Here is a 12,275-nt window from a genome sequence, read left to right on the forward strand (position 1 = left end):
AGGGCAGGGCTGCATTCCACAGGCAATCGTTATCAGCGCGGGCAGCCGAGCGCCCGTTCCCGCCTCAGGATGCTGGCGATCTCGCGGTGGTCATTGCCCGAGAGCGGCAGGTCCTCGATATTGTCGTATTGGCAACCGGCATTGCCGAAGGCCGCGATCGCACGCCGTGTCCGGAAGCAGTAACCCTGCGCCTTGTAGATCTCGTTGCGGGACATCCACAGGCTGGCGCAGGTTTCGGGATCGGCCTGGGCCGGAAGCGCTGCAAAGGTCGTCAACAGGCCCGCGCCGGCGAGAGACAGCAAGGTCCTGGTGCGAAGGTGACGCATGGCGATATCCCGTCCGGCTGGCACGCATGAAAACCCGCCACCTTGTGGCGGAAGCGCCGGCGCCGGGCAAGTCGGCCCTACATCTCCAGACAGGTGATGACCTGCACGTAGCTCGGCGAAGTGCCGAGCTTTGCACCCTCGACACAGCTGTTGCGCTTGGCGGCCGGGTACTGTGCCCATTTGGCGGCGAGCGAGTCCCGGGCCTTCTCCTCGTCGCTGCGGCAAGCGCTCACCGAGCCGCCGATCCCGGCGCCGGCATTGCCGACGTCGCGGCAGGTCGCCTCGATGTTGAACTTCGGCGGTCCGTCGGCGACGGGGATCAGCAAACCGGAGGAGAGGGAGAGGGAAACGAGACCGGCGATCAGCATGGCGGACTCTCCATTGGCGCGCCCGGCCTGATCAACGCATCGGCCGCGTCGCGGTTCCATCGATGCGGCAAAGCGCGAGGACCCGGTTTCCGCCCGAATATTGGCGGCGATCTAGCGCTTGGTGATCGCGATCTCCGATGCAGAGTGGACTTCGATATCGACGATGGCCAGATCAGGCCGGTCGAGCACGGGATAGGCTTGCGCGTCCGAGCGCCTGACGAAGATGACGCTGGCCAGCGCCTGGTGGCCCGCCAGCCGCGAATGGGCCAGTGCCGGCTCCATCTCCCCGGGCAGGATAAGATGGACGTGCCGCCCGCCCTCGATACAGGCCTGCAGATCCCCGAGATGGAACAGGCCGAGCGGCAAGAGCTCGATGCCCGCCAGCATCGCCATGCCGGGGCCGCTTGCCAGCGCCGCGAGATCGCCCCCGACCAGGGTCGTGACGATGCGCGAGGAGGCTACCGGTTTCAGCAGGCGCGACAATTCCAGCGCCTTGCCGAGGATATCGCGCTCGGACAGGGTGACCGGCCCGGACATTGTCGTCGCATCGGCCACCTGGATCGCCGGCCGCTCGACGATGGTCGGCAGGGAATGGAGCGAGGCGTTGGCCATCAGCATGTCGAGCGGCGCCACGCCGTCCGGCACCTCAGGGCCGAAGCCGCCGACGAAACGGGTGCTGAAGGCGCGCATCGCCAGGTTGCGAAGGATCAGCAGGGGGCGCAGGGGGCCGATCCGGCTGACGCCGAGCGCCATCACCGCGCCCGACGCTTCCACCAACCGAAGCAGTTCGATCTCGTTGCCATGAAGTGGCAGCATAAGCGGCGACAGCCCGGCCCGCAGGCAGGCGAGCACCGAGACGATGGCTTCGGGGCCGAGCGGGGCCAGGATCGCGACGCTCGCCCCCGGCTGGCCTTTGTTGATCGAGAGCAGCCGCGCCAGCCGGTCGATGCGCTGGTCGAGCTGCAGGAAGTTCATCGAGGCGGGATTGGCATCGCTCCAGCCGCGCCGGCCCGGCGGGTCGCGCAGCGCCGTCTCGTAGCCGCGACCGCGCGTCAGTGCCGCGAGCAGCGCGTCGAGATCGAGGCCATCGAGCAGGGCGGAAGCTTCGTCCTGTTCAGCCCGCATCGCCGGTCCTTCAATTCGCAGCGGCCGGCGCGGCCGGAAGGCGCGCCAACGTCTCGTTGGACAGGAAATAGGCCGGCTGCCGTCCGGCCAGTACGACATCGCGCGCATGGGCGAACCAGGTGTCCGGCAGATAATAGAGCGGCACCACGTAGAATCCGGAGATCAGCAGCCGGTCGAGCGTGCGCACGGCGGCGACGAAATCCTCGCGCTCGCGCGCCTTCAGCAGAAGCTGCAGGACGGCATCGACGGCAGGCGATCTGACGCCGGCATAGTTGAGCGCGCCCTTGCGCTCGGCATTGGCCGAGCCCCAGCGGCCGATCTGCTCGTTGCCGGGCGAGGCCGAGGCCGGCCAGGTCCACTGGACCATGTCGAAATCGAAGGCGGAGAGCCGCCGCCAGTACTGTACGTCGTCGATCAATCGCACCTGCGCGGCGATGCCGAGACGGCCAAGCGACTGCGCGAAGTTCAGCGCGAGACGCTCCTGCGGGCGATTCGTCACCGTGATCTCGAAGGCGAAGGGTTCGCCCTTGCCGTTGCGCAGGGTTCCGTCCCTCAGCGTGAACCCGGCCTCGTTCAACAGATCGAGCGCCTTGCGCGCCTGCTCGCGGTCGCGACCCGAGCCATCCGTCTCGGAAGGGCGCCAAGCTCCGGTCATCACATCCTCGCGGACGGCGCCCGGGAAGGCGGCAAGCAGCGTCTTCTCGCGCTGATCGGCCGGCACGCCCAGCGCCGACAGTTCCGAATCCGAGAAGAAGCTGCCTGCCCGCCTATAGACACCGTGGAAGAGATTGCGATTGACCCATTCGAAGTCGAACAGCAATCCGAGCGCTTCGCGCACGCGGATATCCGCGAAGATCGGGCGGCGCGTGTTGAAGACGAGCCCGGTCATGCCCTTGGGCGTGTCGAAGTGGAGCGTCTCGCGGACGATGCGCCCTTCGTGCACGGCGGGGATATCGTAGCCGGTCATCCAGCGGGTCGGATCGCTTTCGAGCCGGATATCGCAGAGCCCGGCCTTGAAGGCCTCGAACAGCGCATTGGAATCCCGATAGAAATCGTAGCGGAGCTCATCGGCGTTGAAGAGGCCGCGCATCAGCGGCAACGCTTCGCCCCAGAAATCCGCGCGCCGCTTCAGCGTCAGCGATTCGCCGGGCCGGACCTCGCTGACGATATAGGGGCCCGAACCCAACGCCGGCTTGAAGCTGGTGTCGCCGAAGGTTTCGGCGTCGGTCGCATGCTTGGCGAAGATCGGCAGCGCTCCGATCACCAGCGGCAATTCCCGGTTGGCGCCGTCGCCGAGCTCGAATTCGACGCGCCGCGGGGAGGGCGCCGAGGCTCGGGTGATGCCGGACAGGCTGGAGCGGTGGAACGGCTTGCCCTTCGTCCTCAGCATCTCGACGGTGAAGAGCACGTCCTCGGCAGTGACCGGCTTGCCGTCGGAGAAGCTGGCGCGCTCGTCGATCTCGAAGGCGAGCCGCGTCCGGTCCGGATCGAGCTCGACCTGCGAGGCAAGCAGCCCATAGGCCGTGAATGGCTCGTCGGCGGACCGGTAGAGCAGGCTTTGCTGGACGTATTTCGGCACGGCATCCGGCGCGACGCCGAGCACGATCAGCGGGTTCAGACTGTCGAAAGTGCCCTGGATGCCGAAGACGATGCGCCCGCCCTTGGGCGCTTTCGGATCGGTATAGGGCAGGTGGTCGAAGCCGGGCGGTAGCGCCGGGGCGCCGTGCATGGCGATGGCGTGACGGGCGGCGTCCCGGCCGGAGGACAGCGAATCGGCACGCGCCCGCCCTCCCGGCGCAACAGCGAGCGGAAGCAGGGTGAGCAGCAAGCTTAGTTCGCGACGCGATGGCGTCGCGGTCAATCGAGGCAAATCCATCGCGCGACCTGATTCCCTGCGCGAAGAATAGCATGGTGATAGGCTCGTCAGGCAGTTATTCAGGCTGGAATTGGGCGGACGAAGTCGTTAAAGGCGGGGGCGGGTGTCATTCAAACGCCTCAATCGCCCTTGATGTGCACGGCTTGCGGTGGCCGGTACAGCCATGCGATTGGGCCGCCAGCGGTGACGCACGCGGCTTGCGAAGTCGTGATCCCGAATTCGCCTGTGAGGCTTGTGAGGAAAGACCAAGGAATGCCCGCTTCGTTTCGCCTGTCATCATGCGCGCTCGCGCTCGCTCTGAGCACGGCCATCGGCTTCGCGCCGGTCGCGGCCTTCGCTCAGGCCAAGCCGGCGGCCAAGCCGGCCCAGCAGCCGGCCGCCCCCGCCCAGCAGCCCGGTGCGGCCGCGCCGACCGGTCCGACCGTCGTCCAGGTCAAGTCCAACCCGGAGCAGACGAGCTGGACCAAGGTTTGCGGCAAGGACCAGGCCGCCAACAAGGAAATCTGCTACACCACCCGCGACTTCGTCTCGGATCAGGACCAGCCGGTGCTGGCCGTCGCGATCTATGACGTGAAGGGTGACGCCAACAAGATCGTGCGCTTCCTGATGCCGCTCGGCTTGCTGCTCCAGCCGGGCATCCGCTTCGGCGTCGACAGCGCCCAGCCCACCGGCGGCCGCTATGCGATCTGCTTCCCGAACGGCTGCTTCGCCGAGGCGCAGATCAAGGACGACTTCATCACCTCGATGAAGAAGGGCACCAACCTCAACGTCAGCGTCCAGAACCAGGGCGGGCGCGAGGTGACCTTCCAGATCCCGCTGGCCGATTTCGCCAAGGGCTTCGATGGTGCGCCGATCGACCCGAAGGTGCTCGAAGAGCAGCAGAAGAAGCTGCAGGACGAGGTCGCCAAGCGCCAGGAAGAGCTGCGCAAGCGCCTCGGCGCCGGCGATGCCGCTGCGCCGGGCGCCGCGGCTCCTGCGCCGGGCGCTGCTCCGGCTCCCGCGCCGGCGACGCCGCCGAAGCCCTGATCGGGCTTTCGGGTTCCGCGAATCGAAAGGCCGGCCCTACGGGGCCGGCCTTTTTTGCTTGATGCTCGTCGCGGGCCGTGTCGTGACGGAGGCTGGCGCCTCAGTTCAGATCGGCGCGATCGATCCTGTACTGTCCCTTGCGGTCGCGGCGGAAGAATTCGCGCGCCCGCGGATGACGGACCGGAGCGCCGGAATCATCGACGACGAGGTTCTGCTCCGAGACATAGGCGACGTATTCCGTCTCCTCGTTCTCGGCGAAGAGGTGATAGAACGGCTGGTCCTTCGACGGACGCATGTTCTCCGGGATCGACTCCCACCACTCTTCGGTGTTGGAGAAAACCGGATCGACGTCGAAGATCACGCCGCGAAACGGGTAGATGCGGTGCTTGACCACCTGTCCAATGCGGAATTTGGCCGAACGCGCTTCCATGACAGTTCCATGCTGCACCGGCCTGATACGCAGCCGGCTCGGTTCTTGCCGCCCTTGCGCAAGAATTGCGTCGCAAATACGTCGAAATCAACCGATCAGCCGGTGAATCCCCATCACATTCCGTAATGTTCGGCCAATGACGGGTCGCGCGCGGCGACCTGCCGGGCGAGGTCGACGATCACCTTGGCCTGTTTCCAGGTCGCGTCGTCCTGCATCTTGCCGTCGATCATCACGGCGCCCGAGCCATCCGGCATCGCCTCGAGGATGCGTTTCGCAAAGACGACCTCGGCCGGATCCGGGCTGAACACCCGCTTGGCGATCTCGATCTGCGAGGGGTGCAGCGTCCAGGCGCCCGCGCAGCCAAGCAGGAAGGCGTTGCGGAACTGCGCCTCGCAGGCCGCTGCATCGGCGAAGTCGCCGAAAGGACCATAGAAAGGTTTGATGCCCGCCGCAGCGCAGGCATCGACCATCTTCGCCAGCGTGTAGTGCCAGAGATCCTGCTGGGCGACGGCGCGGGGTCCGCCGTCGGGGCAGGGGTCGGCGATCACCTTGTATTCCGGGTGGCCGCCGCCGACGCGGGTCGTCTTCATCGCGCGCGAAGCGGCGAGATCGGCAGGTCCGAGACTCATGCCGTGCATGCGCGGGGAGGCGGTGGCAATCGCCTCGACATTCTTCACGCCCTCGGCGGTTTCGAGGATGGCGTGGATCAGGATCGGCTTGGGCAGGGCATGACGCGCCTCGAACTGCGCCAGGAGCTGGTCGACATAATGGATGTCCCACGGCCCCTCGACCTTCGGCACCATCACGACGTCGAGCTTGCCTCCGATCTCGGCCATGATCGCGGTGACGTCGTCGAGGAACCAGGGCGAGTTCAGCGCATTCACCCGCGTCCACAGGCCGGTCTTGCCGAAATCGACGGCCTTGCCCATGGCGATGAAGCCGTCGCGCGCCGCCTGCTTGGCTTCGACCGGGATCGCGTCCTCAAGGTTGCCGAGCACGATATCGACCTGTCCAGCCAGCTCGCCGACCTTGGCGCGCACCTTTTCGAGGTGAGGGGGCACGAAATGGATCATCCGTTCGAGCCTGAGCGGCAATTCGCGATAGGGCTCGGGCGCGCCGATGGCCAGCGGCCGAAAGAACTGGCGGGGCGTCTTGCTCGTCATCGGGCGCTCCATGTTGCGATGCAGCGAATGTGAGCATGCCTTGACGAGGCCGTCCATCCTGCCTTGGTCGAGCGGTGCGGGCAGTAAGGCGGATAATGATCCCAGGAATAAATGCTTACCTATATCAATGGGTAATTATACCTAGGATCGGAGTCTTCTGCCTGATCGCGCGATATGTCAGGTTTTCCTGAGCCTCACCGGCGAGTGTCGTCATGCCACGCTGGCGCCGGCTTTGCACCGGGAGCCGTATCCGCCCGGAACCTGTACCAAACTGCGACGAGCCGATGCCCCGATCGAACAGCCCGCAGCCCCATCTCCGTCTCGAGACGCTCGACGGCCTCCGGCTGCTTGCGGCGTTGTCCGTCGCGCTGTTCCATTTCGGCTTTCGCGGCCTGACGCTCGGCTACACGCAGACTTCGCTGCCGGCTTATGAGGGCGTCCTGAAATACGGCTATCTCGGCGTGCAGCTCTTCTTTGTGATCAGTGGTTTCGTGATCGCCTACTCGGCCGAAGGGCGGACACCTTCGCAGTTCGCGATCGCCCGTTTCGCGCGGATCTATCCCACCTTCCTGCTGTGCATGACGCTGACCTTCGCCGTGGTCTCGGCTTTTGGTGCGCCATTCCTGCAGGCCGGTTTCGGGCAATGGGCGGCCAATCTGATCATCAAGCCCGAATTACTCGGGCAGCAGGCGATGGATGGCTCCTACTGGTCGATCTTCTACGAGGTGGTCTTCTATGGCTGGGTCTTTCTGCTGATGGTTGTCGGAGTGTTCCGGCGCGACCGCTATCCGGCCATCGTCATCGGCTGGCTGCTGCTCTCCGTCCTCGATCGCGCCTTCCTGTCCAGCGGGGTCATGCGTTATCTCCTCCTGACCGATCAGAGCGCCTTCTTCTGCGCCGGGCTCGTGCTCTATGCCGCCTTCCGGGATGGATATACGCCGCGCAACCTCGCGCTTCTCGCGCTCAGCACGGGTGTCGCCGTCTATCAATCGCTCGATCTGGCGCAGTGGAACCGGGCGAATTACCACGTCGCCTATAGCGACATGGTCGTCGCCGCGTCCTGCGTCGCGATCGTCGCGGTCGTGGCCGGCGCCGTCAGGCTTCCGCGCGCGCCACTCCCGTCAGGCGTGATGCTGGCGCTGGGCGGACTGACCTACCCCTTCTACCTGCTGCATCAGCACATCGGCTATGTCGCCTTCAACCGGCTCGGCGACGGGGTGTCGCCGCTTGCATTGGTCGTGGCTGTGACGCTGACGTTGCTCATCCTGTCCTGCCTGATCTGGCGCTACCTTGAGCGTCCGGCGCAGAGCTGGACGAAATCGGTCCTGACGCGGGCAACCGCCAGGGGCGCCGCCTTGCTTGCAGCGAATAGGGCAAGGCCGCATGCGGGGATTGCCAACTGATCGCCGGCAGGATTTAGGCTCCGGCCCTCGGATCGTTCGGCCAGCCTGGCCGATGTGTCCATGAGGATCCGAACGTTTCGCGATGGTCGACCTTCTCAGCATCTTCAATCTGGTCGCGCCCTTTTTCGGGCTGATCCTGCTCGGCTTCGTCATCGGCCGCTGGAAACAGTTGCCTGAGGAGGGTTTGGCCTGGCTGCAGTTCTTCCTGATCTATGTCGCGCTGCCGCCGCTGTTCTACCGGCTGATCGCCGACAAGCCGCTGAGCGAACTCGCCAACTGGAAGTTCATTCTCTGCACCACCACGGCGACATTCTGCGCCTTCTGCCTCTCCTTCGCGCTCGGGCTGAAGCATACGCATGGGAACATGCCGCAGGCCGTGATGCAGGGCGTCGCGGGCGCCTATTCCAATATCGGCTATATGGGGCCGCCGCTGATCCTGGCCGCGCTCGGCCCCGATGCCAGCGCACCGGTCGTGCTGATCTTCGTCTTCGACAACATCCTGCTGTTCTCGCTCGTGCCGTTCCTGATGGCGCTGGCCGGCGTCGAGAAGAAGAGCGCTCTGGCGACGACGCGCGAGGTGGTCTGGCGCGTGCTCACCCATCCCTTCAACGTCGCGACGCTGGCCGGCGTGCTGGCGAGCTATTTCAAGGTCGAGCTGCCGATGGCGGTCGACCGCATGGTGCTCTGGCTCTCGCAGGCAGCGGCGCCCTGCGCGCTTTTCCTGCTCGGCGTCACCGTGGCGCTGAGGCCGATGAAGTCGATGCCGGGCGAGGTGCCGGGCCTCGTCGCGATCAAGCTCCTGCTGCATCCGCTGCTGGTCTGGCTGCTGCTGTTCGCCATCGGCGGCATTCCGGTGAACTGGATCTATGCGGCGATCATCATGGCTGCGCTGCCGCCGGCGCTGAACATCTTCGTCATCTCGACGCAGTACAAGGTCGGTGTCGAGCGTGCCTCGGCCTGCATCCTCGTCGGCACGATCGTGTCGATTATCACGCTGCCGGGCTTCCTGTGGCTGGTGAAGACAGGCAGGATAACGGCTGATCTCTTCCACTGAGGAAGCGCATGCTGCCGCTCGACGACCTGCTGGTTCTTGATTTCTCGACATTGTTGCCGGGGCCGCTCGCCAGCCTGTTCCTGTCCGAGGCCGGCGCGCGCGTCGTCAAGCTCGAACGGCCGGGCGGGGAGGACATGCGCGGATTCCCGCCCCGCTTCGGCGAGACCGCGGCGCCTTTCGCCGTGCTCAACAGGGGGAAGCAGAGCGTCGAGATCGATCTGAAGGCGCGCGACGCGCTGGAGAGGCTGAAGCCGCTGATCGTTGAGGCCGATATCCTGATCGAGCAGTTCCGTCCTGGCGTGATGGAGCGCCTCGGCTTCGGCTACGAGACGCTGAAGGCGCTCAACCCGCGCCTGATCTACTGTTCGATCAGCGGCTACGGCCAGGACGGGCCGCGCGCGCAGGAGGCCGGGCACGACATCAACTACCAGGCGATCGGCGGCCTGCTCGGCCAGTCGCTGCAGCGTGGCGCGCCGCCGCCTCTACCGCCGCCGCTCGTCGCCGACATTGCCGGCGGCACCATGCCGGCCGTGCTCAACATCCTGCTGGCGCTGCTGCAGCGCGGACGCAGCGGGCAGGGCTGCCATCTCGACATCGCCATGGCCGACGCCATGCCGACATTTGCCTGGTACGGGCTGGCACAGGGGCAGGCGACCGGCTCCTTTCCCGAGGGCGGCGAGGGGCTGCTGACGGGCGCGAGCCCGCGCTACGGCCTCTACGCTACTGCCGATGGCTGGTTCCTCGCCGTCGGCGCGCTGGAGCCGAAATTCTGGCAGGGTTTCTGCGACGGTATCAGCCTCGACGAGGCGTTGCGCGACGACCGCCGCAATCCGCAAGCGACACGGGCTGCCATCGCCGCGATCATCGCCGGCGAGAGCGCGGCACATTGGCGTGGCAGGCTGGAGCCGCTCGACTGCTGCTGCACCGTAGTCCGCACGCTGGAAGAGGCGATCTCCGACCCACATGTTGCGGCGCGCGGCCTGCTCGAGGCCCAGGCCGAGGAGCCCGGCGGCCGCCGCCTTGTCTCGACCCCCTTGCCGCTGGCCCCCGCATTCCGCACCCAGACGGCCGGCGTGCGTCGCGTCGCAGGGAGCGGTGCCGACACCGAAGCGGTGCTGGAGAAACGTTAGACGGCGCTGCGGCGCGTCTCCGCCCCGCCGGCCAGCCCTTGCCGCATCACGAAGCGCCGCAACGGCCCGATCCGCGACAGGGCCAGAAGTCCCGCGCCGCGCATCAGGTCGGCCGGCATCAGGTCGGTGAGGAGCGTGCGGTTGAGGGCATCGACGGCACCTGTCCGCAACCGGACATCGGTGCCGCGCGCGGCGTCATAGGCCGCCGTGACAGACTGAGCGCCCGGATCTTCCGTACCGATCACCGCATCACGCAGCGCCGCGACGTCGCGCAGGCCGAGATTGAGACCCTGTGCCCCGATCGGCGGGAAGACATGCGCGGCCTCGCCGATCAGTGCCATGCGGCCGGCGGCAAAGCGGTCGACGGAAAGCCCGCCCATCGGGATGCGTCCGCGCGGCCCGGCGACGCGCATCGCGCCGAGCAGCGACTGTACCTGGCGTTCCACACGATTGGCGAAGGCGGCATCGTCGAGGGCCGCCACGGCTTCCGCTTCCTCGGGCGCGAGCAGCCAGACCAACGAGGAGCGCCGGCCGGGCAGGGGGACGAGCGTGCAGGGCCCCCGGCGGGTGTGGAATTCGGTCGAGGTCTCGCGGTGGTCGCGACGGTGTTCGAAGATGCCGGTCAGCGCGACCTGCGGATAACGCCAATCGCGGCTGGCGATGCCGGCGGCGGCGCGGACCTGAGAATTGCGGCCATCCGCGCCGACGATCAGCCGCGCCCTGAGCGGTGCGAAACCCTCGCCCGACAGCCTTACTGCGCCGTCCTCGGATTCGATCACACGGACGAGCCCCGGCAGCAGGCGCAGGCCCGGCCGTGCCCTGGCGGCGTCGGCCAAGGCTTCGGTCAGGTCGGCGTTCTCGATGTTCCAGCCGAAGGCGTCGAGCCCAATCTCGGAAGCGCGGAACTCGACGGGCGGCTGGCGGAACAGGCTGCCGCTGTCGTCGACGAGGCGCATCACGGCGAGCGGTGCGGCCTTCTCGATCAGCCCATCCTGAACGCCCAATTCGGCAAGCAGGCGCCAGGAGCTGTCGAGCAGAGCGACGGTGCGTCCGTCCCGAGGCGTCGCCAGCGGGCCGAGCAGGGCGACGCTGCGCCCCTCGGTCGCCAGAGCGAGGGCCGCGGCGAGCCCGACGGGGCCGGCTCCCACGATGGCGATATCGACCGGTTCGTCGGCGTACGTGCTCATGCTCCTTCGCTAGCCGATAGGCGGCGTTTTGGCCACGGGCCGCAAAGTCGCAAGGGGCGCCTTGCATTGCGCGAGGATGCTGCTTGCATGGGCGATGAACTATGCTGGAACCATTCATCGAGGGAGATGCTTCTCATGGTCAAAGCCATTCGCGCGCACAAGACCGGCGGTCCGGAAGTCCTGGTGTTCGAGGACGTCGCGCTGCCGCAGCCCGGGCCGGGCGAAATCCTCATCCGCAACCGCGCCATCGGCCTCAATTTCATCGACACCTATTTCCGCTCGGGACTTTATCCCGCGCCGCAGCTGCCCTTCACCCTGGGCAACGAGAGTGCCGGCGACGTGCTGGCGGTCGGGCCGAACGTGACGGATTTCAAGGTCGGCGACCGGGTCGTCGTCGTCTCGACGCTCGGCGCCTATGCCGAGGAGCGCATCGTGCCGGCCGCCGCGGCCGTCTCGCTGCCAGAGGGCATTTCCTACGAGGCCGCCGCCAGCATGATGCTGAAGGGGCTGACCGCCGAGTACCTGCTGCACCGGACCTACAAGGTGAAGCCGGGCGACACCATCCTGGTCCATGCGGCGGCTGGCGCCACCGGCCTGATTCTCTGCCAGTGGGGCAAGGCGCTGGGCGCGACCGTGATCGGCACGGCCGGCTCGAAGGAAAAGGTCGCACTGGCCAAGGCCAACGGCGCCGACCATGTCATCAACTACCGCGAGGAGGATTTCGTCGCACGGGTGAAGGAGATCACCGGCGGCGCGCTCTGCAACGTGGTCTATGACGGCGTCGGCAAGGACACCTTCATGAAGTCGCTCGACACGCTGAAGCCCTTCGGCCTGATGGTTTCCTTCGGCAATGCCTCCGGCGCCGTCGAATCCTTCAACCTCGGCATCCTGGCCAGCAAGGGCTCGCTCTATGTGACCCGCCCGACGCTAGTCACCCACACCGCAAAGCGCGAGACCATAGTCGCGATGGCGAAGAACCTGTTCGACGCCGTGCTCTCCGGCAAGGTCAAGGTGCAGGTCAATGCCACCTTCCCGCTGAAGGACGCTGCCGAAGCTCATCGCGCCCTGGAATCGCGCGGTACGACCGGCTCCACGGTTCTGATTCCCTGACTCGCATCAGTCTCGGCAAATCCGAGCCCGATGTTCGGCAACGATCTCGTTATGCGCCCGGTTTGCCGGGCGCATTT

Annotated in this window: 12 protein-coding genes; 5 read left to right on the top strand and 7 right to left on the bottom strand. The window is 66.5% G+C overall.

What is annotated here, in order from left to right:
* Positions 1 to 32: 32 nt before the first annotated feature.
* From CE453_RS14865 to CE453_RS14880, 4 genes are all read right to left on the bottom strand, one after another.
* Positions 33 to 326, bottom strand: coding sequence for a YARHG domain-containing protein (locus tag CE453_RS14865; protein WP_089175298.1), 294 nt, complete (start codon positions 324 to 326; stop codon positions 33 to 35).
* Positions 327 to 403: 77 nt separating this feature from the next.
* The gene (locus CE453_RS14870; RefSeq protein ID WP_089175299.1) at positions 404 to 694 is read right to left on the bottom strand and encodes a hypothetical protein; all 291 of its coding nucleotides are present in this window, start codon (positions 692 to 694) and stop codon (positions 404 to 406) included.
* 111 nt (positions 695 to 805) lie between these two features.
* Positions 806 to 1,819 (bottom strand): AMP-binding protein, encoded by a 1,014-nt coding sequence (locus tag CE453_RS14875; protein ID WP_089175300.1) that lies wholly within the window; start codon positions 1,817 to 1,819, stop codon positions 806 to 808.
* Positions 1,820 to 1,829: 10 nt separating this feature from the next.
* Positions 1,830 to 3,647: an extracellular solute-binding protein gene (locus CE453_RS14880; RefSeq protein ID WP_248308077.1), complete on the bottom strand. Its 1,818-nt coding sequence runs from the start codon at positions 3,645 to 3,647 to the stop codon at positions 1,830 to 1,832.
* 300 nt (positions 3,648 to 3,947) lie between these two features.
* Between CE453_RS14880 and CE453_RS14885 the strand changes: the two genes are divergently transcribed.
* Entirely contained in the window at positions 3,948 to 4,721 is a 774-nt protein-coding gene (locus CE453_RS14885; protein ID WP_089175302.1) for an invasion associated locus B family protein, read from the top strand.
* A gap of 100 nt (positions 4,722 to 4,821) precedes the next feature.
* Here CE453_RS14885 and hspQ read toward each other — a convergent pair whose 3' ends face one another.
* Together hspQ and CE453_RS14895 are read right to left on the bottom strand one after the other, a co-directional pair.
* Positions 4,822 to 5,151, bottom strand: a complete 330-nt coding sequence (gene hspQ / locus CE453_RS14890; RefSeq protein ID WP_089175303.1) for a heat shock protein HspQ — start codon at positions 5,149 to 5,151, stop codon at positions 4,822 to 4,824.
* A 113-nt stretch (positions 5,152 to 5,264) separates the two neighbouring features.
* The gene (locus tag CE453_RS14895) at positions 5,265 to 6,314 is read right to left on the bottom strand and encodes an HpcH/HpaI aldolase/citrate lyase family protein (RefSeq protein ID WP_089177908.1); all 1,050 of its coding nucleotides are present in this window, start codon (positions 6,312 to 6,314) and stop codon (positions 5,265 to 5,267) included.
* A 284-nt stretch (positions 6,315 to 6,598) separates the two neighbouring features.
* Here CE453_RS14895 and CE453_RS14900 point away from each other — a divergent pair, with 284 nt between their 5' ends.
* The 3 genes from CE453_RS14900 (at position 6,599) to CE453_RS14910 (ending at position 9,901) form a co-directional block, all read left to right on the top strand.
* Positions 6,599 to 7,717 carry an acyltransferase family protein gene (locus CE453_RS14900; protein WP_089175304.1) on the top strand — a complete coding sequence of 373 codons (1,119 nt, stop codon included), beginning with the start codon at positions 6,599 to 6,601 and terminating at the stop codon, positions 7,715 to 7,717.
* Between the two features lie 82 nt (positions 7,718 to 7,799).
* On the top strand, positions 7,800 to 8,771 hold the full coding sequence (locus CE453_RS14905; protein ID WP_089175305.1) for an AEC family transporter: 972 nt from the start codon (positions 7,800 to 7,802) through the stop codon (positions 8,769 to 8,771).
* An 8-nt stretch (positions 8,772 to 8,779) separates the two neighbouring features.
* Positions 8,780 to 9,901: a CaiB/BaiF CoA transferase family protein gene (locus tag CE453_RS14910; RefSeq protein ID WP_089175306.1), complete on the top strand. Its 1,122-nt coding sequence runs from the start codon at positions 8,780 to 8,782 to the stop codon at positions 9,899 to 9,901.
* Here CE453_RS14910 and CE453_RS14915 read toward each other — a convergent pair.
* The gene (locus tag CE453_RS14915; RefSeq protein ID WP_089175307.1) at positions 9,898 to 11,088 is read right to left on the bottom strand and encodes a UbiH/UbiF family hydroxylase; all 1,191 of its coding nucleotides are present in this window, start codon (positions 11,086 to 11,088) and stop codon (positions 9,898 to 9,900) included. The two genes, CE453_RS14910 and CE453_RS14915, sit on opposite strands and share 4 nt — an antisense overlap.
* Positions 11,089 to 11,223: 135 nt before the next feature.
* Between CE453_RS14915 and CE453_RS14920 the strand changes: the two genes are divergently transcribed.
* On the top strand, positions 11,224 to 12,198 hold the full coding sequence (locus CE453_RS14920; RefSeq protein WP_089177909.1) for a quinone oxidoreductase family protein: 975 nt from the start codon (positions 11,224 to 11,226) through the stop codon (positions 12,196 to 12,198).
* Positions 12,199 to 12,275: the final 77 nt, after the last annotated feature.

Source organism: Bosea sp. AS-1 (genome assembly GCF_002220095.1).
Lineage (GTDB): Bacteria > Pseudomonadota > Alphaproteobacteria > Rhizobiales > Beijerinckiaceae > Allobosea.

Excerpts from the sequence above, each read along its gene's own strand:
- CE453_RS14900 (WP_089175304.1), top strand. The coding sequence starts at position 6,599 with ATGCCCCGATCGAACAGCCCGCAGCCCCATCTCCGTCTCGAGACGCTC.
- hspQ (WP_089175303.1), bottom strand. The coding sequence starts at position 5,151 with ATGGAAGCGCGTTCGGCCAAATTCCGCATTGGACAGGTGGTCAAGCAC.
- CE453_RS14910 (WP_089175306.1), top strand. The coding sequence starts at position 8,780 with ATGCTGCCGCTCGACGACCTGCTGGTTCTTGATTTCTCGACATTGTTG.
- CE453_RS14905 (WP_089175305.1), top strand. The coding sequence starts at position 7,800 with ATGGTCGACCTTCTCAGCATCTTCAATCTGGTCGCGCCCTTTTTCGGG.
- CE453_RS14875 (WP_089175300.1), bottom strand. The coding sequence starts at position 1,819 with ATGCGGGCTGAACAGGACGAAGCTTCCGCCCTGCTCGATGGCCTCGAT.
- CE453_RS14895 (WP_089177908.1), bottom strand. The coding sequence starts at position 6,314 with ATGACGAGCAAGACGCCCCGCCAGTTCTTTCGGCCGCTGGCCATCGGC.
- CE453_RS14870 (WP_089175299.1), bottom strand. The coding sequence starts at position 694 with ATGCTGATCGCCGGTCTCGTTTCCCTCTCCCTCTCCTCCGGTTTGCTG.
- CE453_RS14885 (WP_089175302.1), top strand. The coding sequence starts at position 3,948 with ATGCCCGCTTCGTTTCGCCTGTCATCATGCGCGCTCGCGCTCGCTCTG.
- CE453_RS14915 (WP_089175307.1), bottom strand. The coding sequence starts at position 11,088 with ATGAGCACGTACGCCGACGAACCGGTCGATATCGCCATCGTGGGAGCC.
- CE453_RS14865 (WP_089175298.1), bottom strand. The coding sequence starts at position 326 with ATGCGTCACCTTCGCACCAGGACCTTGCTGTCTCTCGCCGGCGCGGGC.
- CE453_RS14920 (WP_089177909.1), top strand. The coding sequence starts at position 11,224 with ATGGTCAAAGCCATTCGCGCGCACAAGACCGGCGGTCCGGAAGTCCTG.